Source organism: Christiangramia flava JLT2011 (assembly GCF_001951155.1).
Lineage (GTDB): Bacteria > Bacteroidota > Bacteroidia > Flavobacteriales > Flavobacteriaceae > Christiangramia > Christiangramia flava.
On record NZ_CP016359.1, the window covers coordinates 2636027 to 2661540 of the forward strand.

At 43.8% G+C, this 25514-nt stretch carries 28 protein-coding genes; 17 read left to right on the plus strand and 11 right to left on the minus strand.

Translation table 11 applies throughout. The annotated features are described in order from the left end of the window. The first annotated feature begins 18 nt into the window (after positions 1-18). Entirely contained in the window at positions 19-1461 is a 1443-nt protein-coding gene (locus tag GRFL_RS11410; protein ID WP_083644740.1) for a hypothetical protein, read from the plus strand. On the opposite strand, the gene GRFL_RS11415 is transcribed toward GRFL_RS11410, so the two are convergent. Beyond that, a complete protein-coding gene (locus tag GRFL_RS11415; protein WP_083644741.1) occupies positions 1448-2662 on the minus strand; it encodes an MFS transporter in 1215 nt (404 codons plus the stop codon). The genes GRFL_RS11410 and GRFL_RS11415 overlap by 14 nt on opposite strands. Positions 2663-2733: 71 nt before the next feature. Between GRFL_RS11415 and GRFL_RS11420 the strand changes: the two genes are divergently transcribed. After that, entirely contained in the window at positions 2734-3351 is a 618-nt protein-coding gene (locus tag GRFL_RS11420) for a DUF1684 domain-containing protein (RefSeq protein ID WP_083644742.1), read from the plus strand. Positions 3352-3359: 8 nt separating this feature from the next. On the opposite strand, the gene GRFL_RS11425 is transcribed toward GRFL_RS11420, so the two are convergent. The 6 genes from GRFL_RS11425 to GRFL_RS11450 form a co-directional block, all read right to left on the minus strand. After that, positions 3360-4454, minus strand: coding sequence for a porin (locus GRFL_RS11425; protein ID WP_083644743.1), 1095 nt, complete (start codon positions 4452-4454; stop codon positions 3360-3362). Positions 4455-4585: 131 nt separating this feature from the next. After that, a complete protein-coding gene (locus tag GRFL_RS11430; protein WP_083644744.1) occupies positions 4586-5800 on the minus strand; it encodes an ammonium transporter in 1215 nt (404 codons plus the stop codon). A gap of 40 nt (positions 5801-5840) precedes the next feature. Next, a complete protein-coding gene (locus tag GRFL_RS11435) occupies positions 5841-6179 on the minus strand; it encodes a P-II family nitrogen regulator (protein WP_083644745.1) in 339 nt (112 codons plus the stop codon). A 168-nt stretch (positions 6180-6347) separates the two neighbouring features. After that, on the minus strand, positions 6348-6716 hold the full coding sequence (gene crcB / locus GRFL_RS11440; protein WP_083646106.1) for a fluoride efflux transporter CrcB: 369 nt from the start codon (positions 6714-6716) through the stop codon (positions 6348-6350). Further along, complete coding sequence (locus GRFL_RS11445; protein WP_083644746.1) at positions 6712-7767, minus strand: SRPBCC family protein; 1056 nt, start codon at positions 7765-7767, stop codon at positions 6712-6714. The genes crcB and GRFL_RS11445 overlap by 5 nt, the downstream gene beginning before the upstream one ends. 49 nt (positions 7768-7816) lie before the next feature. Further along, the gene (locus tag GRFL_RS11450; protein WP_083644747.1) at positions 7817-8005 is read right to left on the minus strand and encodes a hypothetical protein; all 189 of its coding nucleotides are present in this window, start codon (positions 8003-8005) and stop codon (positions 7817-7819) included. 42 nt (positions 8006-8047) lie between these two features. Here GRFL_RS11450 and GRFL_RS11455 point away from each other — a divergent pair, with 42 nt between their 5' ends. Then, positions 8048-8434 (plus strand): pyrophosphohydrolase domain-containing protein, encoded by a 387-nt coding sequence (locus GRFL_RS11455; RefSeq protein WP_083644748.1) that lies wholly within the window; start codon positions 8048-8050, stop codon positions 8432-8434. Positions 8435-8494: 60 nt separating this feature from the next. Here the strand turns inward: GRFL_RS11455 and GRFL_RS11460 are convergent, their stop codons facing one another. Next, positions 8495-9544 (minus strand): branched-chain amino acid aminotransferase, encoded by a 1050-nt coding sequence (locus GRFL_RS11460; RefSeq protein ID WP_236995793.1) that lies wholly within the window; start codon positions 9542-9544, stop codon positions 8495-8497. 115 nt (positions 9545-9659) lie between these two features. Here GRFL_RS11460 and GRFL_RS11465 point away from each other — a divergent pair, with 115 nt between their 5' ends. Genes GRFL_RS11465 through GRFL_RS11475 form a run of 3 tightly spaced genes read left to right on the plus strand, consistent with a single transcriptional unit; the run spans position 9660 to position 11817 of the window. After that, on the plus strand, positions 9660-10157 hold the full coding sequence (locus tag GRFL_RS11465) for a DUF4920 domain-containing protein (RefSeq protein WP_083644750.1): 498 nt from the start codon (positions 9660-9662) through the stop codon (positions 10155-10157). A 4-nt stretch (positions 10158-10161) separates the two neighbouring features. Next, a complete protein-coding gene (gene mnmC2 / locus GRFL_RS11470) occupies positions 10162-10854 on the plus strand; it encodes a tRNA (5-methylaminomethyl-2-thiouridine)(34)-methyltransferase MnmC2 (RefSeq protein WP_083644751.1) in 693 nt (230 codons plus the stop codon). A gap of 57 nt (positions 10855-10911) precedes the next feature. Then, positions 10912-11817 carry a TIGR01777 family oxidoreductase gene (locus GRFL_RS11475; RefSeq protein WP_083644752.1) on the plus strand — a complete coding sequence of 302 codons (906 nt, stop codon included), beginning with the start codon at positions 10912-10914 and terminating at the stop codon, positions 11815-11817. A gap of 65 nt (positions 11818-11882) precedes the next feature. Here GRFL_RS11475 and GRFL_RS11480 read toward each other — a convergent pair whose 3' ends face one another. Beyond that, on the minus strand, positions 11883-12554 hold the full coding sequence (locus tag GRFL_RS11480; RefSeq protein ID WP_083644753.1) for a YceI family protein: 672 nt from the start codon (positions 12552-12554) through the stop codon (positions 11883-11885). Between the two features lie 150 nt (positions 12555-12704). Here GRFL_RS11480 and GRFL_RS11485 point away from each other — a divergent pair, with 150 nt between their 5' ends. From GRFL_RS11485 to GRFL_RS11510, 6 genes are all read left to right on the plus strand, one after another. Next, positions 12705-13292: a nucleotide exchange factor GrpE gene (locus GRFL_RS11485; RefSeq protein WP_083644754.1), complete on the plus strand. Its 588-nt coding sequence runs from the start codon at positions 12705-12707 to the stop codon at positions 13290-13292. 29 nt (positions 13293-13321) lie between these two features. Beyond that, on the plus strand, positions 13322-14437 hold the full coding sequence (dnaJ, locus tag GRFL_RS11490) for a molecular chaperone DnaJ (RefSeq protein WP_083644755.1): 1116 nt from the start codon (positions 13322-13324) through the stop codon (positions 14435-14437). 210 nt (positions 14438-14647) lie between these two features. Next, positions 14648-15577: an ABC transporter ATP-binding protein gene (locus tag GRFL_RS11495; RefSeq protein WP_083644756.1), complete on the plus strand. Its 930-nt coding sequence runs from the start codon at positions 14648-14650 to the stop codon at positions 15575-15577. Continuing rightward, on the plus strand, positions 15570-16868 hold the full coding sequence (locus GRFL_RS11500) for an ABC transporter permease (protein WP_083644757.1): 1299 nt from the start codon (positions 15570-15572) through the stop codon (positions 16866-16868). Before GRFL_RS11495 ends, GRFL_RS11500 begins: the two co-directional genes overlap by 8 nt. 2 nt (positions 16869-16870) lie before the next feature. Beyond that, positions 16871-17788, plus strand: a complete 918-nt coding sequence (locus GRFL_RS11505; protein ID WP_083644758.1) for a mechanosensitive ion channel family protein — start codon at positions 16871-16873, stop codon at positions 17786-17788. 135 nt (positions 17789-17923) lie between these two features. Further along, positions 17924-19090 carry a sigma-54-dependent transcriptional regulator gene (locus GRFL_RS11510; protein ID WP_083644759.1) on the plus strand — a complete coding sequence of 389 codons (1167 nt, stop codon included), beginning with the start codon at positions 17924-17926 and terminating at the stop codon, positions 19088-19090. A 51-nt stretch (positions 19091-19141) separates the two neighbouring features. Here GRFL_RS11510 and GRFL_RS11515 read toward each other — a convergent pair whose 3' ends face one another. After that, on the minus strand, positions 19142-19753 hold the full coding sequence (locus GRFL_RS11515) for a hypothetical protein (protein WP_083644760.1): 612 nt from the start codon (positions 19751-19753) through the stop codon (positions 19142-19144). Between the two features lie 77 nt (positions 19754-19830). Between GRFL_RS11515 and GRFL_RS11520 the strand changes: the two genes are divergently transcribed. The 5 genes from GRFL_RS11520 (at position 19831) to GRFL_RS11540 (ending at position 24420) form a co-directional block, all read left to right on the plus strand. Next, a complete protein-coding gene (locus GRFL_RS11520) occupies positions 19831-20709 on the plus strand; it encodes a PPK2 family polyphosphate kinase (protein WP_083644761.1) in 879 nt (292 codons plus the stop codon). Between the two features lie 63 nt (positions 20710-20772). Beyond that, positions 20773-22161 carry a M28 family peptidase gene (locus GRFL_RS11525; protein WP_083644762.1) on the plus strand — a complete coding sequence of 463 codons (1389 nt, stop codon included), beginning with the start codon at positions 20773-20775 and terminating at the stop codon, positions 22159-22161. Positions 22162-22257: 96 nt separating this feature from the next. Beyond that, complete coding sequence (locus tag GRFL_RS11530; protein WP_083644763.1) at positions 22258-23631, plus strand: MATE family efflux transporter; 1374 nt, start codon at positions 22258-22260, stop codon at positions 23629-23631. Next, positions 23618-23848 (plus strand): hypothetical protein, encoded by a 231-nt coding sequence (locus GRFL_RS11535; RefSeq protein WP_083644764.1) that lies wholly within the window; start codon positions 23618-23620, stop codon positions 23846-23848. Before GRFL_RS11530 ends, GRFL_RS11535 begins: the two co-directional genes overlap by 14 nt. Beyond that, positions 23848-24420 carry a phosphatase PAP2 family protein gene (locus GRFL_RS11540; RefSeq protein ID WP_083644765.1) on the plus strand — a complete coding sequence of 191 codons (573 nt, stop codon included), beginning with the start codon at positions 23848-23850 and terminating at the stop codon, positions 24418-24420. Before GRFL_RS11535 ends, GRFL_RS11540 begins: the two co-directional genes overlap by 1 nt. On the opposite strand, the gene meaB is transcribed toward GRFL_RS11540, so the two are convergent. Beyond that, the gene (gene meaB, locus GRFL_RS11545) at positions 24421-25497 is read right to left on the minus strand and encodes a methylmalonyl Co-A mutase-associated GTPase MeaB (RefSeq protein ID WP_083644766.1); all 1077 of its coding nucleotides are present in this window, start codon (positions 25495-25497) and stop codon (positions 24421-24423) included. Positions 25498-25514: the final 17 nt, after the last annotated feature.

Genomic DNA, 25514 nt, shown 5'->3' on the forward strand with positions numbered 1-25514 from the left:
TCATTGACGCGAATCATTATGAAAAAAATACTGGTACTCTGCCTGCTAGTGGCCCCTTTTTTTAGCTTTTCACAGGAATTCCGAATTAAGAAAGGAGCGGTGACAGATTCTTTACAATTCCCGGGAGACATTGAGGAGAGCTTTGCGATCTATCTTCCGTCCAATTATTCACCAGAAGAAAAATGGCCACTGATCTTTGTTTTTGATCCGCAGGGCAGGGGAGCTGCCGCTGCTAATTTATTCCGTTATGCTGCTGAAGATCGCGGATACATTGTGGCTTCTGCTAATTTCAGCTTGAAATCTGAGCCAATAGACAGTCTTTCCAGTAAAGCTTTACTGATGATGCGCACGCTCTTCAACTCATTCCCGATCGATCAAAAACAGGTGTTTTCCGCCGGGATTGATGAAGGCGGGCAGATCGCTTCAGCAATATCCATTTTCTACCCGCAAATGGCCGGAGTGCTTTCCATTGGTAATTCATTTGTTATTCCGAAGGGACTCGATAAAGATAATCCTTACCTTTTTATTGGAATGGCGGGCCGCCGGGATTACATGATCTACGTGATGGAAAATTACCTGAAATATTTCGATAAAAATGATTTTCCTACGGAAGCGGACTATTACGACGGAAAAGAAGGGCAGTGGCCGCCATCGAGTATAATCTATAACGCAGTGGGCAGTTTTACCCTGCAATCTATCAGGGATGGGAATCGTGAGAATTCCGAAGGTTTGGTAGACAGTATTTTTCAGAAGGAGATGGACTATGTAGAAAGCCTTCGCCGAAAACGGGAATTTTTATATGCTTATCAGAAGCTTGAGCAAATGGAAAAAACCTATGAAGATTTCGGTAAAGAAGAGGCGATTGAAAGTAAAATGAAGGAGATCAAAACCGCGGAAGGATATAAGACCCAAAAACGCAATTTTAACCGCGCAGTAATTTATGAAAGACAGAAGCAGGATGAGTTTGAATACCTGCTGCGGGTAGATATCATAAGCAAAAATTTTAAAAATATCGGTTGGTGGGCATATCAGGTCGATGAACTGAACAAGCTGAAAGATAGCGATAACGAGGCCCGCTCGAATATGGCTTACAGGCTACACAGTTACATTGATTTTATAACGAAGCGGGAGCAAAAGGCCGTGATGAATTCTTCTGCGGAAATAGATTTGAAGGTGTTCATTAATGTACTTCGAACCGCTATTCAAAAAGAAGAGCCGGAGGCTTACCTAAATATTATTAGTCTGGCGGGAAGTGATTACAATTACGACACCGCCCTTTTATACCTGGAAGATCTGCTGAAAACGGGGTATTCTGATATGGATGCTTTATATGAAATTCCGGGGACTTTGGACTTGAAATTAACTCGGGATTATAACCAGTTGATCAAAAAATATCTTGGTACTGCGCGGTACTTCAACGAAGATGCTTCGGAAGAAAAAGAGATTTCTATAGAGCACTAGATCCTTCCTGTTGAAGTAATTTTTTCAGAATGATCAATAGTAGTACTCCCAGGATGGCCAGCGCCAGCATGATATACCACGTCCATTGAAAACCAATGCTTCCCACCAGGTGCATTCCGGAGTTGTGACTGAAAATATGACTCACGGAAAATGCAATGCTATAAAGGGCCATGTAGGAACCGCGTTTTTTTCCGTCTGAACGGTCCAGGGCAAACCGGTTAGAAAACGGAAATGCGATCATTTCCCCAATGGTTACCAGTAACATTCCTACGATGAGAACCCCAACCCAATCGGTTAAATTGATCACCAGGAAACTGAAACCCGTTAGCAACATTCCTAGGTTTATATAGGAGATAACCGAATGTTTTCGGGATTCCATGTACTTGATGAGCGGCATCTCCAAGAGGAAAATGGTGAGTCCGTTTAATCCCAGTAACAAGCCAATTTCAAATTCATTTAGCTGATGGTAATTGGCGTAAAATAAGGGCATTGTTGAAAAGTATTGCAGGAAAATGAACCCGAACATGATCATGGCGGCAATAAAAACCAGGTATAATTTGTCTTTGAAGGCGCTTGCTGCGGAAATAACCAAATCCTGTGCTTCTTCCAGGGCTCGTTTAGGATGCAGGAGGATAAGCAGCAGAATACCTGCCATCAGGCAGGTGAGGCCATCTACCCAGAACAACCCGGAATACCCGGTAGTTGCAATGATCAGCCCTCCAATTGCCGGACCAGCTGAAAAACCAAGATTGATCGCCAGCCTGATGAGGGTAACGGAGCGGGTTCGGTTTTCCGGTTTGCTATAGGCACTGATCGCCACGAAAACCGCCGGCCTGAAAACGTCGGCTACTGCCATGACCAGGTAGATGCCAATCGCAAATCCCCAGAATGTTACCGGAAACTGTAATAATACGAACAGAAGCGAAGAAACGATAAGACTGCCGGCCATCGTGCGATAATGGCCAAACTTATCGGTTAATTTCCCGCCCAGCCAGGAGCCGGTCACGGAGCCAAGTCCAAAAAATGTGAGGATCCATCCTACCTGGTCCAGGCTGAAACCCTGACTTTTGGTTAGGTATAGCGAAAGGAACGGGATCACCATCGTACCGGCACGGTTGATCAGGGTGATGAGGCTTAGTAGCCAGACTTCCTTTCGTAAACCGCCGAATGAATCCAGGTATGATCTGAAAAATTTTTGCATTGGTTAGTTTCAGCCCTAAAATTACATTAAATTTCAGGTCGACAAATAGCAATTCTTAATCAATTCAGTGTATGTTCAAAAGGTTTCATTTCGTAACAATCGTTTTCAGTTTTGTCTCCATTTTTGCCGTTCAGGCTCAAAATGAAGGCAAACCAATTTCTTCCGAAGAATTTCAGAAAGAGCTGAATGAAGGATATGCTAATCCGGAGACTTCTCCGCTGGACAAGGAAGACCTGAAGGATTTTAAAGAATTGGAATTTTACGAAATAGATCCTGATTATGTGGTGCAGGCATCTTTTGTTCGAACCCCGATGGAATCACCGTTTACCATGAAAACCAGTACTGATAGGGAACCGGTTTATGTGAAATATGGAGAAGTTTATTTTACGCTGAAAGGGAAAGAATATCAGTTGAATGTTTACCAGGGCCTGGAATTGCAAAAAGATCCTGATTATTACGATTACCTGTTTTTGCCTTTTACTGATCTGACCAATGGGAGAACCACTTATGGAAATGGGCGATATCTGGATTTAAGAATTCCGGAATCTGATTCGATCGAGCTGGATTTCAACAAGGCCTACAACCCTTATTGTGCTTATAGCAGCAAGTATTCCTGCCCAATTCCTCCGGCGGAGAATGATCTGGATACAGAAATACTTGCTGGCGTACAAGCATATGATAAACACTAAACTAAACTTTAGAAAGCATAGACCGCGGCCAGAACAAATGATGCCAGATTATCGGTCATATCCAGGTTATCTGTAAGGAAAACATCTTCAGAAACGCTGTCTAATCGTAATTCTGGTTTGATCATCAAGGAGCCTACGGTATAATTTCCGGTAAGGGTAAAAGCGGTGGTGCTGGTGTCATCACCATACACAAAGCCACCATCTTCAGATTCCTTAAAATATTCGGCACGAAGACCAAGTCCAAAACTTTCTGAAAGGCTTACCTGTGGATAGATCGCAGCTCCGTAAAATCCGGTTCCATCGGTATCCTGGTAGGTGGTATTCAATCCTAGATAAAAGGTTTCCGTAAGATTCCACCCGGTAGTCAGGTCGATCTGGAACAGGGCTTCATCGCTCAGGCTTTGCTCGCCGTATAGCAGGTTTAAGTAGGCACTTCCTGAATCATTGGAGTAGCCCAGTTGTGCCCCAAAAGAATACTTCCCGATTGGGTTGAATTCGGTATAATCAGTAGGGTTCATAACCGCCAACATCCCTGTCCAGTTTTCATCAAAGCTGAAATCGGCTTTTAGACCAGTATGGGAGAACGGCCCGTAAGAAAACATATAAGAGGTGGAATAATTGAAGTTTGCCGCCGGCGAGATCACTTCATAACCCAAGAAGGTGTTGAAATTACCGAAGGTGAATCGCAGCGCATCATTAACCTGGTAGTACACATATAGCTGGTTCACGATATTATTGGCGGGAGCCGAAAGGAATACGGCATCTTCCCCACGCGGACCGAATACCAGATCGGCCACGAAACCAACTTTGTCACCTTCGTAGGCAGCAATCAAATTGGCCATTCCGAAGGCAAATCCCGGATCATTCGCAAAGGAAGTGGCGGGAGCTGCCGGTGTCATGCTTACCTGGTCGCCGCCTACGATCACTTCAGATTTGTTAAGACCGTTGAAATTTGTACGGAAATAAGCATCCACACTTCCGCTAAGGCTGAATTTCGGAGTTTCCTCTTCCTCTTCTTCTTCTTGTGCGGAAGTAGTAAAAGTGGACATAATGAGAGAGAAAAGGAATAAATATTTTAATTTTGAAAAAGTAATTGCTTTCATAACAAAATTGGTTAATTAGTTAATAGAAAAGTTTCGCGACTTAATAAATAACGTTGATCAATTGAACTGAGAGGATTATGTATACGGAGCGTTCCGCCAAACGCTCCGTTTTTTATTTTCCTGCTTCGGAATTATTTATCGTTACCAAATTCAGGGTATGAATCCACACCATGTTCGGTTCTGTCAAGTCCTTCCAGTTCTTCATGCTCGCTTACACGAAGACCGATAGTCTTTTTCAGGATAAACAATACGATAAATGTGGCGATCATCGCCCAGGCTCCGATACCTAGAACGCCAATAGCCTGAACTCCTAATTGTTTGAAACCGCCTCCGTAGAACAGACCGCCATCTGTTGCGAAAAGTCCCACACAAAGAGTTCCAACGGCTCCAACCACTCCATGAACTGAAATCGCTCCCACAGGGTCATCGACCTTTAAAACTTTATCGATGAATTCAATAGAGAAGACTACTACGATTCCGGAAATGATCCCGATGATAAAAGCTCCCATTGGGCTTACCGCGGCACAACCGGCAGTAATCCCCACCAGTCCGGCGAGCGCACCGTTCAGGGTCATGGAGATATCGGCTTTTCCGTAGCGAATCCAGGTAAGGAATAAAGAAACTACGGCTCCGGCAGCGGCAGCGAGATTGGTGGTTATGACAATCCCAGCTACATTGTAGGCACTATCTCCTGAAATAGCCAGTTCTGATCCCGGGTTAAAACCGAACCATCCCAGCCAAAGGATGAAAACCCCCAGCGCACCGTAGAGCATGTTATGTCCCGGAATGGCATTGGATTTTCCGTTGGTGTATTTGCCAATTCTGGGGCCTACCAGCGCCGCGGCTACCAGGGCAGCCCAGCCACCCACAGAGTGTACCACGGTGGAACCGGCGAAATCGATAAATCCTAAGTTGGTTAACCAGCCGTCTCCCTGCCATACCCAGTGACCTGAAATAGGATAAATAAGTACGGTCATTAATAAGGAGAAAATAAGATAGGTAGAGAATTTGGTTCTTTCAGCAATAGCTCCGGAAACGATAGTGGCCGCCGTGGCGCAGAAAACCGTTTGAAAGAACAGGTTATGCATATCTTCTCTCACCGTGTAAAACAGACTGGGGCTGCCAATAAAAGTGCCTATATCGTCACCATACATAATGGTGTACCCAATGATCCAGAATCCTAATGAGCCAATGGCAAGGTCCATCAGGTTTTTCATAATAATATTTGCAGTGTTTTTGGCTCTTGTGAATCCTACTTCCACCAGCGTGAAACCAGCCTGCATGAAGAATACTAAAATTCCGCATACAACGATCCACATTAAATCTAAAACAGCGTTTGCTTCCATAATTTTGTTTTCTTAATAGTCGGTTAGAAAAATTGATTGATTAGTTTAACGAGGCTGTACCTTTCTCTTTGGTGCGAATTCGGTACGCTTCCTCTACGGGAAGGACGAAAACTTTACCATCTCCAACAGCGCCGGTATAGGCGGTTTCTAGAATCACCTTTACGGTTTTTTCCACGAACTCGTCAGAAACGACAATAGAAAGGTAGCGGCGTTGAATATCACTGGTGCTATAAGAAACACCGCGATATACGTGGCCCCTTTTTTCGTTGCCCACCCCGGTGACATCCCAGTAACTGAAAAAGTTCACTTCAGTTTCATGAAGTGCTTTTTTAACCGCGTCAAACTTCGACTTGCGAATGATAGCTTCAATTTTTTTCATAATTATTTATTAATTAGGAGTTTAAAATTATAAAATTATCTTAACAACCCCTTAATAAAATGGGGTTGTAGTTCAATTTTTGCATAATAAAAAATAAGAACCCCTAAATTTTTAGGGGTTCTTATCAAAATACTGTAAAAAATTAGATGTTTTTAAATAAACTGAAATCTAGAATTGTTTGGAAAGTAGCATTCCGCCAAAAACGGCTAACATTCCGAAGAATAAACTGCTGAAGAAATACACAAAAAATGGAAGGTAATCACCCGATTTTAGCAGGGCATAATTTTCAAAAGAGAATGTAGAGAAGGTGGTAAAGCCACCACAGAATCCTACTCCTATTAACAGGTTTACGGGATTGTTCAGGGCATTGTTCTTGATTGCCCATCCTAAAATGACCCCTATTAGCAGACTTCCCAGTACATTCGCCACAAAGGTGCCATAGGGAATCAGCGCATTGGGATTGAGCCATTTTCCCACTATGTAACGTAGCGAACTGCCCAGGCCGCCACCAATAAATACCAATAATAAGTTCTTAATCATTTTCCTGGGTGTCTTCTGGTTGCAATGGGATATATAATTGCGTCACCCACTTTGCCGGGTTCGCATTGTCATTAGGTCCTGTTAGGTATACCTCAAAAGCCTGCGACTCCTCGTCTACGATAAGTCCGTTTTCATCAATATAAGTATAAGCAGCTGCCCAGGCCTCCTTTAAATTGCTGTAATCGCCTTTCAGGGTTGTTTTGAGTACCCGCTGTGCTGGGAGGAAGCCGCTAAGAATTGGGCTGTCTTCAGGGGTGATGATCTGGGCCGGTGTAAAATATCCTGCGGAATAGATCGCTGTTCCCTGGTTTTCATTCCATTGATTATAGAGAACGAAAGGTTTGCCGCTTCTTTCGATAGAATTTTCCTCCATATAGGTGTTGACATCGCTGAAGATCGCCTCAATTTTATCCTGCACCTGCGTGATCCTGCTGGCCGTTGCCATATACATATAATAACCCCCGCTGTGCTGCGTGATCCCGTCTACATTGATACTGTAACTTTGCATTTTTTCCCTGATCTGGTTTTCCAGATTATCCAGGCCTTCCTCAAATTTTGGGCTCATCATTTCCGCGACCGACTGATCGTGGAATATAAAGGCCAATTTCTCCATAAAACTCTGCTCACCCCGCATGCCCCAGGTAATGAGCGTGCTGTCTTTCTGCTTTTCGAATTCCCAGTAAACTTCAGAAACCGATTGACCTAAAGAGGTTTTGATCCGAAGCTGCTGAAGGATTTCAGAATAAGGATTCGCTTTGATGGTTTTCATGTCGCCTTCACCAATCTCATCGCTACGCCACGAAAATGAACCTCCCTCGCCGCTGGTCTTTTCCCCATATTCAATGATCATGTCACCAGAACTTTTCGCCCACGGCAGCCAGTTTCTCCAGGTCGTATAATCGTTTACTTCAGAATAAACGAGTTCCTGCGGGGCGTGGAACGTACGGGTACGTTCTACCACAAAATCACTTTTTTTCGTGGCGATGTAGATAGAAGCACCAATAATAAAAATCAGTATAAGGAAGAAGAGGTATTTTAAGATCTTCATGGAAGCTGGGATTGGTTAGATACTAATATAGGTAATTTATAAGATGCGACTAGTGATTGAGCTGTGTCTTTATAAGGAATAGCAATAGAATGAATACAAGAAAACCTATCAGAATATAAAAACTGCCTTTATAATATTTTTTGTGAAGCCGCTTGTCTTTTCGATAACTGAAGATCATAACGATCACGAAAGCGACCACGAAAAAACCGGCAAAAATCAACTGACCTGTAGAAAACATTTTTGGTATTTTTATGCAAAGTTAAATCAATAAGCTCTTTTTATGAAGAAAAGCATCGCCGCCGTCAAAGAATTTCACTCGGCTTTTGGGTTGGGCATAAAAGAAATTCCAACCGCAGATCTGGGAACCGCCAAAAATAAGCTCCGTTTTGAGCTCATGAAGGAAGAAAATGAAGAATACCTGGAAGCCGCTAATAACAATGATCTGGAAGAAGTGGCAGATGCGCTCGGAGATATGTTGTATATCTTATGCGGAACGATCATTGAGCACGGTATGCAGCATAAAATCGAAGAAGTTTTTGAGGAAATTCAGTCCAGCAATATGAGCAAACTCGGGGCAGATGGGAAACCGATCTATCGCGAAGACGGCAAAGTTTTGAAGGGCCCCAATTATTTTAAACCGAATATCAGGAAAGTGCTGCAGCGTTGAGTTACGATTTGCAGAAAACCAGATACTAAAAAACCCCGGATTGACCGGGGTTCCATTTTTTTATTTTACCTGGTGGCGCCAGCCAAATTTGTCTTCCGCCTCGTTATACTGAATTTTCATCAGCGTATCCTTAAAGAACTTTGCATAGGAATCTTCGATCTTTGGCAATTCGTATTTTTCACCTTTAAATCCGAAGCCAAGAATTGGATTGATCACCGTAGCGGTTCCGGAACCAAACATTTCCTTCAATTCTCCGCTTTTGGCGGCATCCAGTATTTCCTGAACGCTTACCCGGCGAACTTCCACGTCAATATGATGATCTTCAGCCAGGGTGATGACACTTTTACGGGTCACTCCATCCAGAATCCGGTCGCTGGTAGGCGCGGTAACCAGTTTATCTCCAATTCTGAAGAAAACGTTCATTGTACCCGCTTCTTCCAGGTATTCGTGGGTAGAAGCATCTGTCCAGACAATCTGCTGGAAACCTTCTTCTTTGGCAAGATTGGTAGGGTAGAACTGCGCCCCGTAATTTCCGGCCGCTTTGGCATATCCCACACCACCATCGGCAGCCCTGCTGAATTTTTCTGAAAACTTCACCCGAACCTCACCGCTGTAATAAGCCTGAGCAGGCGAGCAAATAATCATGAATTTATATTCACCGGCCGGAGATGCTGAAACACCTGCTTCCGTAGCCATGACAAACGGCCTGATGTATAAACTGTTCCCGAAGCCTTTCTGGATCCAGGCGCTGTCCATTTTCAGAAGTGTTTCCAGACCTTCAAAGAAATATTCCTTGGGGAACTCAGGAATAGCAAGACGTTCACTGGATTTATTGATACGGTTGAAATTTTCTTCCGGCCTGAACAACCAGATTTGATCATCCTGATCTTTATATGCCTTCATGCCTTCAAAAACCGCCTGCCCGTAATGAAATACGCGTGCTGAGGGTGGCATGCTTAAATTACCGTAAGGTTTGATCACCGGAGTCTGCCAGCTTCCGTTTTTATAATCGCACTCAAACATATGATCGGTAAAAACCTGGCCAAAAACCAGATTATTGAAATCTACCTGATCGATCTTTGAAGTGTCTGCTTTCTGTATGTCTAACATGGAGGTAAGGTTTTTCATAATGTTGGATAAGGTTGCAAATTTACCGAATTAAAAAGAGAATCAAAATCTAAAGTTTTGGTAAATTTGGGCTTTAATGCCTGATATAACTGCGATTATGAGAAAATTACTGTTTTTAGGTCTGGGTTTGTTGAGCCTGGTTTCCTGTAAAGAAAATACTTCGGAAAAAGCTTCGGAAGCTGATCTTGCTGCACATTACGAGTCTTTTGGAGCGAAATTGGAAAAAGAAGGATTTAAAAATCCGAAGGAAATGGAAGAGCTTTATTCCGGTTTGAAAAAAGGAGATACCGTGGAAGTAAAATTCCAGGCACCGGTGAATAGCGTTTGTAAAATGAAAGGTTGCTGGATGGTACTGGACCTGCCTGGCGAAGAAGATCCCCGTGTCACTTTTAAAGATTACGGGTTTTTTGTGCCGAAAGACATCGAAGGCCGGGAAGTGATCGTTTCCGGAAAGGCTTTTCTGAAAGAAACTTCGGTAGAAGATCAAAAGCATTTTGCAAAAGATGGCGGAAGCAGTGAAGAGGAGATCGCCGCAATTACTGAAGTCTCTACCCAGCCTGCCTTCATTGCAGACGGGGTTTTGCTGAAAAAATAAGGCTTTGGAAAGAAAATTTTTAGTGACCGGCGATGGATCGGTAACCATACATTTACCAGAATGGAACGAGCAGTATCACTCCAAACATGGAGCGGTACAGGAGGCTGAGCATGTTTTTCTTCAAGCAGGTCTGGATTTTTACCTGGAACAAACCAACCGGAAAATGCCGGTGCATATCCTGGAAATTGGCTTCGGAACAGGGCTTAACGCATTCCTGAGCCTCGTTAAAGCAGCTGCGGAAGAAATCGGCATCGTCTATACCGGGGTGGAAGCCTATCCTGTAAGATTGGAGGAGATCACCCAGCTCAATTACCCGAAAATTGCCAAAGCGGAAGCTTTTTCTGAAGCATTTGAAAAAATGCACGGGGTAGCTTGGGAGCAACTTCACGAAATAAGACCTGGTTTCACTCTAAAAAAACAACAGAAGAAATTCAGCAGTATTAAAGATGAACAGGCTTACGACTTGATCTATTTTGATGCATTTGGCGCACGTGTTCAACCAGAACTATGGACAGAGGAAATTTTTCAGCTGATGTTCCAGTCGTTAAAAGAATACGGAGTGCTCGTGACCTACGCGGCGAAAGGAAGCGTTCGGCGGGCCATGCTGGCGGCAGGCTTTCAGGTGGAGAAACTTCCTGGCCCTCCTGGGAAAAGGGAAATGTTAAGGGCTGTTAAAATTCCGGGAAAAGCCAGTTAAACAGGTGATAATGTTTCTGCTGGTCTCAGAATCTTCAGTACCTTAAAAGAAAAAAATATGCGGGTATTGATTACAGGAGCTACCGGTATGGTTGGGTCGAGGCTCTCCGATTTATGCCTAGAAAAAGGGATGGAGGTCCATTACCTAACGACCGGTAAATCGAAGATTCAGAAGAAGGAAAATTACAAAGGTTTTTACTGGAATCCTGACGCTGGGGAAATCGAGGCTGGATGCCTTGAAGGCGTCAATACGATTGTGCACCTTGCCGGGGCGAGTATCGCCGAGCCATGGACGTCTTCTTACAAGAAACAGATCATTAAAAGTAGGGTGGCAACCGCTAACCTTCTTTTCGAAACACTGGAAAAACAGGAAAACGAGGTAGAGAATTTCATTTCTGCCAGTGCTATTGGTGTCTATCCCAGTTCCCTTCAAAAATTATATTTTGAAGATGATGCGGCAGTAGCCGATAATTTTGTGGGAGAAGTGGTGCGAAAATGGGAGGCAGCGGCAGACCAATTTGAAAAGATTGGCCTGGATGTCGCTAAAATCAGGATCGGGCTCGTCCTGGCCGAAGAAGGCGGTATGCTGGAAAAGATCAAAAAACCGATCAGTCTCAATATGGGAGCGGCTCTGGGAAGTGGTAAGCAATGGCAGTCTTGGATACATGTAGAAGACCTCGCGGGAATTTTCCTTTTTGCCATTCAGAATCACCTGAGCGGGACTTTTAATGCGGTCGCGCCTAATCCCGTGACCAATAAAGAACTTACCAAAGAACTGGCGAAGCAAATGGGCAAAAGTATCTGGTTGCCAAATGTGCCAAAATTTGCACTGAAAACACTGCTGGGAGAAATGTCGCAGATTGTACTTTCCAGTCAGTTAGTAAGCTGTAAGAAAATAGACAGCGCTGGTTACAATTTCAAATATCACCAGCTTTCCAGGGCGCTGGCCGATCTGACAGATTAATTAAAAAATAAAAAAAGCTGCCAAAACTGGCAGCTTTCTTATTAATATTCAAATTATGGCTTGGCTTATGCTTTTTTAGCTTTCAGATCGATCTTTAGCTGAATGTCGTCATAAACAAAGTTATCTTTAAGACCTTCGAATACTGATTTTGATCCGTAATTCACATTCCATTTTGTACGGTCTATAGTGAACTCCTCACTCGTAAGAGTCATCATATCACCTTCCTGAGAAATGCTTACCGGGAATGAGATATTCTTGGTTTCTTCTCTAATGGTCAGGTTACCTTCTAGTAAGGTCTTCCCATCTTCACTTTTAGAAGTTCCGGTCACTTCAAATTTAGCAGTAGGGAATTTCTTTACATTAAAGAAATCATCTTGTTTTTCATCAACAGTACCTTTAAGGTGAGCTTCAAGATTCGCTTTCTGATCTCCTTCAAGATCGGTCACCTCGATGCTGTTCATGTCAATAGTAAAGTTTCCGCTAAGAACTGCTGAATCGTTTACGGTAAAGTTCCCTTCAGAAACTTTGATCGTTCCCATGTGGCTTCCCGTAGGTTTTTCACCTTCCCATTCGATAACTGTGGCTGAAGAATCTACGCTAAAAGTAGTTCCCTGCTCTTCTGAAGCCATTGCTACTTCCTGAGCATCTTCTGGCTGGGTTTCATTCGATTTATCGTTCTTACAGGCTGTAAATGCCACGGCGCTAACCAATAGCGCGTTCAAAACAATTTTTTTCATAGTAGTTTTTTTAAATGAACTGCAAAAGTAATTTTTCTGAAATAAGATGATGTAAAAGAAATATTAAAAAAGTTTGTGACATTTTGACATTTCGATTTAATTGGCAGCGAATTTGACCACATACGGCTGAAAAAGAAATTTTTGAAGCATATGAGTCGAAAAGAAAATAACGCACAGCACAATAAAGAAGTGAAAGATCAGGTGGAAGAAAACCTGAATGATGCCATTGAAGAAGTGGAGCAGCTTGATGATCAGGAAAATGAGCAGGCTGAAGAATCTGCAGAAGCCAGCCAGGAAGAAAAACTGAAGCAGGATCTGGAAAAGGAAAAGGACAAATTTCTTCGTCTTTTTGCGGAATTTGAGAATTACAAACGCCGAACTTCTAAAGAGCGTTTGGAACTGTTCAAAACTGCCAATCAGGAAGTACTGACAGCTATGCTGCCGGTAATGGATGATTTTGACAGGGCTATGAATGAATTGAAGAAATCAGCCGACAAGGATTTGCTGCAGGGAGTAGGGCTTATTCACAACAAATTACGCGAAACTCTTAAAAATAAAGGTTTAGAGCGTATGACCGTAGAGCAGGGAGATGCCTTTGATTCAGAAATTCACGAGGCCGTCACGCAAATTCCAGCTCCTTCAGATAAATTGAAAGGCAAGATCGTAGACGTCATTGAGCCTGGTTATAAGCTTGGAGAACGTATTATTCGTTACCCGAAAGTGGTTACCGGCCAGTAAAAAGTTTTACAAATTCGTAAAAACCAGACATGAAAGAAGATTATTACGAAATATTAGGTGTAAGTAAGAACGCTTCAGCGGCTGAAATTAAAAAGGCGTATCGCAAGATGGCTTTGAAATATCACCCGGATAAAAATCCAGGAGATGCCAAAGCCGAGGATATGTTTAAAAAATCTGCGGAAGCTTATGAAGTTTTAGGAAACGAGCAGAAACGAGCCAAATATGATCGTTTTGGTCATCAGGCCTTTGAAGGCGGTGGCTTCGGCGGTGGCGGAGGTATGAATATGGAAGATATCTTCAGCCAGTTTGGTGATATTTTTGGCGGCGGCTTTGGTGGCGGCTTCTCCGGTTTTGGAGGATTTGGCGGTGGCCAGCGTCGTGCAAAAGGTAGCAATCTGCGCATTCGTGTAAGTCTTACGCTGGAAGAAATTGCCAATGGTGCCGAGAAAAAGATCAAAGTAAAGAGAAAGGTACAGGCTCCGGGTACCACTTACAAAACCTGTTCTACCTGTAACGGTACCGGGCAGGTAACCCGTGTCACCAATACTATTTTAGGGCGAATGCAAACTGCCTCGCCATGTACCACGTGTAGCGGTTCCGGGCAGATTATTGATAAAAAGCCGGATAATGCCGATGCTCAGGGGCTAATTCAGAAAGAAGAAACCGTTTCGATCAAGATCCCTGCTGGAGTAGAAGATGGCATGCAGCTTAAAGTTTCCGGAAAAGGAAACGAAGCTCCCGGAAACGGGATTCCGGGAGATCTGCTGGTGGCGATCGAGGAAAAAGAACATCCAAGCCTTCAAAGAGAAGGTGATAACCTGCACTATGATCTGTACATCAGCTATTCTGAGGCAGCGCTGGGGACTTCCAAAGAAATTGATACCGTGACCGGAAAGGTGCGCATCAAGATCGAAGAAGGTGTACAGTCAGGTAAAATACTGCGTTTGAGAGGAAAGGGAATTTCCAGTTTGAACGGATATGGAAAAGGAGATTTATTGGTGCACGTCAATGTTTGGACACCAAAAACACTTTCAAAAGAACAAAAAGAATTTTTCGAGAAAATGGCTAATGACGAGAACTTTCAGCCGAATCCGGAGAAAAGTGACAAATCGTTCTTTGAAAAAGTTAAAGATATGTTTTCTTAAAAACCCAATTTTAAGATAATTTTTATATATTTGACTATCGCTAAGTCTTTTAGTGATAATTTTTCTTTTTCATAGCAATTTTTTTCCCATCCTTAATCCTTTTAAGGGTGGGTTTTGTGTTTTTAGCGGGTTTGTGCTTTCTGAATTTTGCCCTTTTCGGAAGGCGTTCTTTCGTGTTTTAGCTATCTTTATCACCACTTAAAAAGCTTTATGGAAAATCTTTTGGTTGCAGAAAATATCTATAAGAGATTTGGAGATTTTACTGCACTCAACAACGTTTCAATCAATATTCCGAAGCAGAGTATCTTCGGACTTTTAGGCCCAAACGGAGCCGGTAAAACCACTTTCCTCAGAATCATTAACCAGATCACCATGCCAGACGAAGGCCGGGTCTTTCTGGATGGAAAGCCGCTTCATCCTAACGATATTGTGCATATTGGCTACCTGCCGGAAGAGCGCGGGTTGTATAAATCCATGAAAGTTGGGGAGCAGGCCATGTACCTGGCACGATTAAAAGGTTTGAGCCGCAGTGAAGCTAAAGAGAGGCTCGAATACTGGTTTAAACGGCTGGGTATCGAAGGCTGGTGGAACAAAAAGATACAGGAGCTTTCCAAAGGAATGGCGCAGAAAGTACAATTTGTCATTACAGTACTGCACCGCCCAAAATTGTTGATTTTCGATGAGCCTTTCAGTGGGTTTGATCCTGTGAATGCGAATATCATTCGGGATGAAATCCTTCAGTTGAAAGAAGAAGGTGCGACCATTGTTTTTTCCACTCACCGTATGGAAAGCGTGGAGGAACTCTGTGATTATATCGCACTGATTCACAAATCGAATAAATTACTGGACGGGAAGGTGATCGATATCAAGAAAGCATATAAATCGAACACCTTTGAAGTTGGTTTGTCTACTCCGCAGGAAGAAATTTTGCGACAGGAACTTCAGGAGAAATTTGACATCGGTCCTGCTAGTTTCAAGAGTATCAACGACGATCTGAAACTTCGAATCCATCTCCCTGAAACACATTCTTCCAACGACCTGATCCAGTACCTGGCAAGTCGAGCGCAGATCAATCATTTTGTGGAAGTGATCCCATCGGTTCACGATATTTTCATTAAAACCGTTACCCAGAATGCGTAATTTATCACTCATCATACAACGAGAATACCTGGCAAGGGTACGAAACAAAACCTTCATCATCATGACCTTTTTGAGTCCGCTGATTTTTGTAGGGATGATCATGCTGATCGCATATCTGAGCATGCTGAACAGTACCGAGCAGAAGATCATCGGGATACATGACGAAACCGGCCTTTTTTCTTCGGAATTTAAGGATGGGGAACAGGTTCAGTACCTGGATTATTCCGAAGAATCTCTCGAGCAGGCCCGTAAGGAAGTACTGGACAGCGAGTATTTCGGGCTTATCCATATCGGGAAAATGGAAGCCGGGGATGCCAGGCCGTCGGAAATTGAATTCTTCGGAAAAGAAACGCCTGGCTTTGGAACGGTGGAAAATATTGAAAAAACGATATCCGACAGGCTTACGCGAGAACAGCTAATCCGGAAAGGAATTGATGTGTCTGAAATTGATAAGGCACGTACAAAAGTGGATATTTCCATTCAGAATTTTTCAGGGGAACGCAGCTCGAAAATGGCCAATTACATTAAGATGTTTTTCGGCGGCGCTGCCGGTTACCTTTTGATGATGTTCATTATCATCTATGGAAATATGGTGATGCGAAGCGTGATCGAGGAAAAGACCAACCGCATTATTGAAATCATCGTATCATCGGTAAAACCTTTCCAGTTGCTACTCGGGAAGGTGACTGGGACATCTCTTGCCGGGGTTACGCAATTCACGATCTGGATCATCCTGGGCGCCGTGCTGCTTTTCGGGATAAGTTCATTTTTAGGAATTGATCCCGCAACGGTACAGACACCTGCGAGCGAAATGGTGAAGACCGCGCCACAACCGGAGATCAATCAATTGGTCGTGGAAATCTTAAAACTGCCCTATGCCAGCCTGCTCAGTTTCTTTATCATTTATTTTGTTGGGGGCTACTTCCTGTACAGTTCGATCTATGCTGCCATTGGGGCAGCGGTAGACAGCGAAACTGATACCCAGCAATTCATGTTCCCGATTATACTTCCGCTGGTTTTGGGAATTTATGTAGGTTTCTTTTCAGTAGTTGAAAATCCTCATGGCACCGTTTCTACCATTTTTTCTATCTTCCCCTTAACTTCACCCATCGTGATGCTGATGCGCATTCCCTTCGGCGTGCCGTGGTATGAAATTCTGGCTTCCGTAGTGGTACTGCTGGGAACTATATTTGGAGTTTTATGGATTTCTGCCAAAATTTACAGGGTGGGAATCCTGATGTACGGAAAAAAACCAACGTATAAGGAAATTTTCAAATGGCTTAAATATTAAGAATGCAGGAGAACGCGCAGGAAAAAGTCAAGGAGGTCATCGAACAGGATATCTGGGGAACCATCAAGGATATCTGGGAATTTGGCTATAAAATTCCGATTGGTGGCGAAACCATCAATATTTCAGTAGGAATGATCGTGCTGGTCATTCTGGCTTTCGTGGTGACCAGTGTGGTTCTTCGGCTTATTCGTTCGTTCATAACTTCCAAGCTGCTGGAGGAAGACAAGCTGAAGTTCATCAGCGTCTTTAAATTCATCAAATATTTCGTGTATCTCGCGGTGATCCTGATCACGCTAAGTTCAGCAGGAATCGATGTAACGATCTTACTAACGGCATCTGCCGCACTTTTCGTAGGTATTGGTCTGGCGTTGCAGGAACTTTTCCAGGACGTGATCGGCGGGGTTTTTATCATTCTTGATAAATCACTTCTGGTAGGCGATATTATCGAAATGGAAGGTCGTGTGGCCCGTGTTTTCGAGATCAAACTGCGTACGACCCGGGCACTAACCCGTGATGATAAGGTCATGATCATTCCCAATCATAAATTCATCAGTGACACGGTATTCAATTACACGCAAAATCATAAGACCACCAGGGAATCGGTTAGAGTGGGTGTGGCCTACGGAAGCGATGTAGAACGCGTGCGGGAAGTGTTGCTGGAATGCGCCCGGGAGCAGAAAAACATCCTTAAAAAACCCGAACCTTTCGTATTATTTGAAGATTTTGGAGATTCGGCACTGTTGTTCGGTTTGCATTTTTATGTGTCAGACAGTTTTGTGGATCCCAAGACGAAAAGTGAAATCAGGTTCAGGATCGACCAGAAATTCAGGTTGAACAATATCACCATTCCTTTCCCTCAAAGAGATGTGCATCTTTTTTATCCTCCCGGTGCCGCTCCGGAAAAGCCTAAAAACGAATAAGATTTTCAGTGAAAGATTAAACAATTGTTGGGGCTACTTTAAGACCCGGTTTAAATTGAAATTATTGTAGTACTTTAATCGAAAGTTGAAAAGGCAGTGAATTTGCCGTTTTTCCGACTGAAATGCACAAAAAGAATGGCTAAGATATTATTGATTGAAGACGAGGCTTCGATTCGAAGGGTCCTCGTTAAAATACTTTCCGAAGAAAATAAAGATTATGAAGTGGTGGAGGCCGAAGATGGTCTTGCCGGCATGGAGCGTATCAAAAATGAAGATTTTGACCTGGTTCTTTGCGACATCAAAATGCCGAAAATGGATGGCGTTGAGGTATTGGAAGCGACCAAAAAGATCAAACCTGATGTGCCTATGGTGATGATCTCTGGTCACGGAGACCTGGATACTGCGGTGAATACCATGAAAATTGGCGCTTTCGATTATATTTCCAAACCGCCAGATCTCAACAGGCTGTTGAATACTGTTCGCAATGCACTCGACCGTAAGGAACTGGTAGCCGAAAATACCCGCCTCAAGAAAAAAGTGAGCAAGAATTATGAGATGATCGGGGAATCTGAAGCCATTGTCCATATCAAAGACATGATCGAAAAAGTGGCGCATACCGATGCCCGTGTACTGGTTACAGGACCCAACGGAACAGGAAAAGAGCTGGTGGCACACTGGCTGCACCAGAAAAGTGATCGCTCTAAAGGGCCAATGATCGAGGTAAACTGTGCGGCCATTCCTTCTGAATTGATCGAAAGTGAGCTTTTTGGTCACGTAAAAGGCGCATTTACCTCGGCCAATAAAGATCGTGCTGGGAAATTTGAGGCGGCCAATAAAGGAACGATTTTCCTGGATGAGATTGGCGATATGAGCCTATCTGCACAGGCGAAAGTGTTACGCGCGCTTCAGGAGAACCGAATTTCCAGGGTTGGAAGCGACAAGGATATCAAAATAGATGTACGGGTGATCGCTGCAACCAATAAAGACCTGAAAAAAGAAATCGAAGACAATAATTTTCGGGAAGACCTGTATCACCGCCTTGCGGTAATTCTTATTGAAGTTCCGGCGCTGAAGGAGCGTAAAGAAGATATCCCTTTGCTGGTGGATCACTTCAGTAAAAAGATCGCGCAGGAGCAGGGCATCAACGAAAAGCAATTCACGAAAGAGGCTATTGATAAGCTCCAGGAAAGTGAATGGCGAGGAAATGTTCGCGAACTTCGGAATGTGGTGGAACGACTGATCATTCTTGGAGGTACGGAAATTACCGATGAAGACGTCGAATTGTTTGGAAGCCGATTCTAATTCAGAAGTTTAAAATAAATAAGAGAAAGCCAGGGCTGTTGTTCTGGCTTTTTATTTGGCATCTGCCGGCCGCTTGTTTTTCGCAGGATCGTATTTCAGGAAATACATGGTGTCTCCACTTGGATGATCCCATTCATGGAAAAGCTCAAATCCCACTCGCTGGTAAACGATAGCATTGGTTCTGCCACGTGTTTCAGCATACAGCGTAAGCCCCGTATCATGCGAAATCCGGAAAAATTCATCTTTCATTTCCTTACCAACCTGGGTCTCTGCGCCTCTCGATTCCTTTAAAATTCCCCAGAACCAGCAATACAGGTATTCTCCTTCCTGGGGTCGTTGGTTCTTGATGTAATTCTGGGTTTTCAGGATACCGATCGCATTTTTGATACCTGTTACGTTCACCACCAGTCCCAGCTGTTGCCAAAGATCCTTCCAGATATTGTTGTCTTTTTTGCTGGTTTTAAAGAGAATAGCGATGCCCATACCGTTTTCTGAAATTATAAGCGCGTCTTTTTCAATGGCTTTTTCAACCATATGTCGCGCCAGATAGCGGTAACGGCGGTCTTCATTTTTACCTTTTCGAACCACGTCTCTGGAAGAGGGGATCTCTTTGAGGAGCGTGGTGACTTTTGAAATGATTTCTTCTTTTTCGCGAATATCCAATGCTGATCGTGTTTGCTGCGAAGATAAAAAAATTAATCTGTTAAATATTCTATCTTTAAGGAGTCAAATTTTGTGTTATGAAAGAAATCAATCCGTCCCAATTCTATGCTGAAGGTGCCATAAACCTTGAAGAACGGCCTACTTTCCTGGACCTGCAGGCTAAGGAAAAGAAAATCGAAAAAGAGCTGGAAAATGTGCGTGAAGATCTGGGGGAATGGCAGGACGTGCTATATGCCCACGGAAAATATTCGGTTTTGGTGTGTTTGCAGGGAATGGATACGGCCGGGAAAGACAGCCTGATTCGGGAAGTGTTTAAGGACTTCAATAGTCGTGGAGTGGTGGTTCATAGTTTTAAGACTCCAACTTCCAAAGAGCTGAAACATGATTACTTATGGAGGCATTATATCGCGCTTCCCGAGCGAGGTAAATTTGGCGTATTCAACAGGACTCATTATGAAAACGTCCTGGTCACCAAGGTTCATCCAAATTATATCCTCCATGAGAACATCCCGGGGATCGATTCCGTAGAAGATATTGATGAAGCCTTCTGGGAAAAACGCTACCAGCAAATCCTGGATTTTGAAAAGCATATTCAGGCCAACGGAACCATTATTTTCAAGTTCTTCCTGCACTTGTCCAAAAATGAGCAAAAACACCGCCTGTTGAGAAGGCTGAATAAAAGCAGCAAGAACTGGAAATTTTCTCCCGGAGACCTGAAAGAACGTGAATTGTGGGAGGATTATCAGGACTGTTATGCTGAAGCTATTTCCAAAACTTCCACGCCTGAAACGCCCTGGTATATCGTCCCTGCAGATGATAAACCCAGTGCGCGTTATATCGTAGCGAAAATTCTGCTGGACAAGCTTTCGGAATATAAGGATGTTCAGGAACCGGAATTAGCTCCTGAAATCAAAGAAAACCTGGACGCTTATAAGAAAATGCTGGAAAAAGAATAGTTTCGGGTTTTCTGCGTTTTAATTCCTGTAATAATTACCGTTATTTGGCCTAAATTTTTTCAGATGAAATTTGTACACCTGCTTTTGGCAATTTTTTCCTTTGCCACCATATTTGCTCAGAATCCTTCAGTTAACGATTCCCTGGAGATTCGTAAAATTTACGATATGTCGCTGCTGAACGGTAAATCGTATGACTGGCTGGAACATTTATCCAATGACATCGGCGGAAGGTTATCAGGTTCTTATGAAGCGCAGCAGGCAATAGAATATACCAAAGCCGAACTGGAAGCACTTGGTTTGGATAAAGTATGGCTCCAACCGGTTATGGTGCCAAAATGGACGCGTGGAAGCAGGGAGTATGCTTACTTGCAAACCGGTCCCGGGGCCACCACTGAACTGGATATTTGTGCACTCGGAGGTTCTGTTCCTACAGCTCCAACGGGCCTGAAAGCACAGGTGATCGAGGTCCAGGGCATTGAGCAGCTAAAAGAATACGGAAAGGAGAATATCGAGGGGAAAATTGTATTTTTCAATAGACCGATGCAGGCCGATCTGATCCAGACGTTTAAAGCCTATAGTGGCTGTGTGGACCAGCGATATTCCGGCGCGATGGAGGCGTCTAAAATGGGAGCGGTAGGTGTGCTGGTTCGCTCCATGAACCTTCGAATTGATGACTTTCCGCATACAGGTTCTATGAGCTATGGGGACCTGCCTGAAAGGGAGCAAATTCCCGCGGCGGCTATTTCAACCCAGGATGCGGAATATCTTAGTTCCATGCTGAAGCTGAACAGGGAAACGCAGGTATATCTTAAGATGAACTGTGAGCAGCATGAAGATGTGCAATCCTATAATGTCATTGGGGAAATTACCGGTTCAGAAAAACCCGAAGAGATCATGGTAGTTGGCGGGCACCTGGACTCCTGGGATCTTGGAGACGGGTCTCACGACGATGGTGCAGGTTGCGTACAAAGCATGGAGGTGCTGAGATTATTCAGGGAAATTGGCTATAAACCGAAACGCACTATTCGCGTTGTCCTCTTTATGAATGAAGAAAACGGACTTCGTGGTGGAAATAAATATGCGGAGGTGGCTCGTGAAAAAGGTGAAAACCATGTGTTTGCGCTGGAAAGTGATGCTGGTGGATTTACGCCAAGAGGTTTCAATTTCAATAGCAGCGTTGCACAATTTGAGAAGATCACTTCCTGGAAATCTTTGTTCGAACCGTACCTGATCCATCTTTTTGCCAAAGGCGGTGGCGGAGCAGATATCGGTCCTCTGGGGAATTCGGGGAATATTGCTCTTGCCGGCCTGATGCCTGATTCTCAGCGTTACTTCGATTACCACCACGCCGCGAATGATACCTTTGAAGCGGTGAATAAACGGGAACTGGAGCTTGGTGCTGCAACCATGGCATCGTTGATGTACTTGGTGGATCAATACGGTCTTGATTAAGATATGTAACCTGCTTATGCTTCTGAAGTTTTCAGTGCTTTAGGGGTCTTTTTTTCTAACAGAAAGGGCTACCTTTGCACACTCAAATAAGCAGGCTTGCAGTTAACAGATTATACCCGAGAATTCCATAAAAACCTGAAGATTGCCTACCCGGTTATGCTGGGGCAGTTAGGACATGTCATGGTTGGGCTGGTTGATAACCTCATGATCGGCCAATTGGGTGCGGCGCCCCTGGCAGCAGTGTCTCTGGGAAACGCACTGGTCTTTATCGCCATGTCCCTCGGAATTGGTTTTTCTTTTGCGATTACTCCGCTCATTGCGGAAGCCGATGGAGCAGATGATATTGAAGGTGGTAGGAGCTTTTTCCATCATGGCCTTATTTTAAGCACGCTTAACGGAATATTTCTTTTCATTATTTTACTCATCGCCAAACCGTTGCTATATTATCTCGATCAACCGGAAGAAGTGGTGGAACTGGCTGTGCCATACCTGAATATCGTAGCACTTTCCATGGTCCCGCTCATGGCATTCCAGGCCTTCAAGCAATTTGCTGATGGCCTTTCCCAGACCCGATATGCCATGTATGCCACGTTGCTGGCAAATTTGGTGAATGTGTTGTTCAATTACCTGCTCATCTATGGAGTTTGGATTTTTCCGAGACTCGAATTGGAAGGGGCCGCATGGGGCACACTCATTTCGAGATTTTTTATGTTATGGTTCATCTGGGAGATCCTTCGCAGAAAGGTCAAATTTTCGGAATATTTCAAATGGTCTAAAAAAGAAATGCTGAAACTGGATATTTTCAAAAAAATCCTGTCTCTAGGTTTTCCTACGGCCCTGCAAATGCTTTTCGAAGTAGCGATATTTACCGGAACGATCATTCTGGCCGGTAACCTGGGAACCAATCCGCAGGCTGCCAACCAGATCGCCCTGAACCTCGCATCTATGACGTTTATGATTGCCGTAGGCCTCGGGGTAACTGCTACGATCAGAGTGGGGAACCAGGTGGGGTTAAAGCATTATAAAGAGCTCCGGCGTGTGGCCTTTTCCATTTTCCTACTGGTTTTTTTAATCGAAGCGATTTTTGCAGTTCTTTTTATCCTGCTGAAAGATATTCTCCCTACTTTCTATATCGATAACCTGGAAGTAATTGGGCTGGCCGCCCAGTTGCTGATTGTGGCCGCTCTCTTCCAGTTGAGTGATGGGATGCAGGTGGTAATTCTTGGAGCACTGCGCGGCTTGCAAGATGTCAAGATGCCTACCCTTATTTGTTTTATCTCTTACTGGGTCATTGGTTTTCCCGTTAGTTTTTATTTCGGGCGTCAGGAACAACTGGGCAGTATGGGGATATGGCTTGGCCTAATGGCCGGTTTGACATCATCAGCCTTATTATTGTATTTTAGATTCAATTATTTGAGCAAAAAATTAATACGTTCAAAACAGCAAAAATTAGAATATGGAACTACCTAAATTCATACTAGGCGACAATACCGATCATCCTGATTCCATCTTTGTGATCCATACCGAATACCCGCGTTTCATCATAAATCTTGAAAATGATGACGTAGAATGGTTTGAAGAATTCACTAAGGATGATGAAAAGGAACTAAGCGCCGAGGCCGAAGGTCTTATTCAGCAGGCCAATGAATTCTATGATCGCGAGGTAAGTCGATACGAGGACGATTAATGGAAAAACTGGCAGCTTTAGATCGAGAATTTTTCGTTTTTCTGAACAATTTGGGTTCGGAGCGATGGGACTGGCTCTGGCTGGGAATCAGTGACAAATGGATGGCGATTCCTTTTTACGCGATCCTGTTGTTTTTGCTTTTTAAAAAATTTGGCTGGAGACCTACCTTAGTAACAATGGTGGTTGTAGCCCTGCTGGTGACCGCCACAGATCAGCTTGCCAATGTCTTCAAACATGGTTTTGAAAGACCACGTCCCTGCCAGGATGAAGAATTGATGAAAATCGCTCGTTATGTGGCCGAGCGATGTGGCCGCTTTGGATTTTTCTCTGCTCATGCCGCAAGTTCCATGGGTGTGGCGGTTTTTCTGTCTTTGATCTTTAATAAAACCTATAAACATTTCTGGATTCTCCTGATATTCTGGACAATTTTAGTTTCTTTCAGCAGGATCTACCTGGGTGTGCATTACCCGGGAGATGTTTTGGTTGGCTGGATCTTTGGTGCGATCCTGGGCTGGCTGTTTTTCCGGTTCCGGGAATGGCTTATCCAGAAAATGCTTTCTTCAGTGGTCTGATTATCTAATATTCAAGAGTAATTTGGCGGCAGCAAAGGCCGTGGTTTTGTGTTGCTCGATAAGTTCCAATTGTTCTTTTAAGGCAATTTTCACCTGCTCATTTTGGTAAAATCGGTTTTTCAAATATTCATTGATCGTCTGGAAAAGCCAGAATTTATTCTGTTCATGCCTGTTTTTTTCAAAAAAACCATTTTCCTGTACCTTTTTGTGATATTCAGAAATCATTTCCCATACTTCGGAAATTCCTTCTCCGTGCAGCCCACTGCATAACTGCACTTTTGGCTTCCATTGGCTTTCCTTTTCGGGGTACAAGTGAAGTGCCCTGTTAAACTCCAGTTTTGCATCTCTTGCCCGTTTGATGTTATCCCCATCGGCTTTGTTGATCACGATGCCATCGGCCATTTCGATGATCCCGCGTTTAATACCCTGAAGTTCATCTCCGGCTCCGGCAAGCTTCAGTAATAGGAAAAAATCAGTCATACTATGCACGGTGGTTTCACTCTGTCCCACGCCCACCGTTTCGATCAGGATCACATCAAAACCGGCTGCTTCGCAAAGCAGGATGCTTTCCCGTGTCTTCCTTGCCACGCCACCGAGGGAATCTCCACTTGGAGAAGGCCTAATAAATGCATGTTCCCGGGTCACCAGTTTTTCCATCCTTGTTTTATCGCCCAGGATGCTTCCGTGGGAGACCGAACTGCTGGGGTCCACAGCCAGCACGGCTACTTTATGACCCTTTTCGATCAGGTGATTTCCGAAGCTTTCAATAAAAGTACTCTTACCAACCCCGGGAACTCCGGTAATTCCTATACGAACCGATTTTTGAGCATAGGGGAGAGCACCTTCTACCAGGAATTCAGCTTTTGACTGATGTGCCTGCTGGTTGCTCTCGATCAAAGTGATAGCCTGACCTAAAGCCGTTTTATTGCCTTTCAGCAGTCGGTCCAAAATGGCTTTTTCGTTAAAGCGATTTTTCCTGAAATTCCTGATGCGCCTTCCAGATTCCGGGTTGACACTGGCTGAACCGGGTTTGCTTTCCGACTCGCTTAAAGCTGATTTTGTTGGCTTTTCACTCAATTTGAAGCTGATTTATG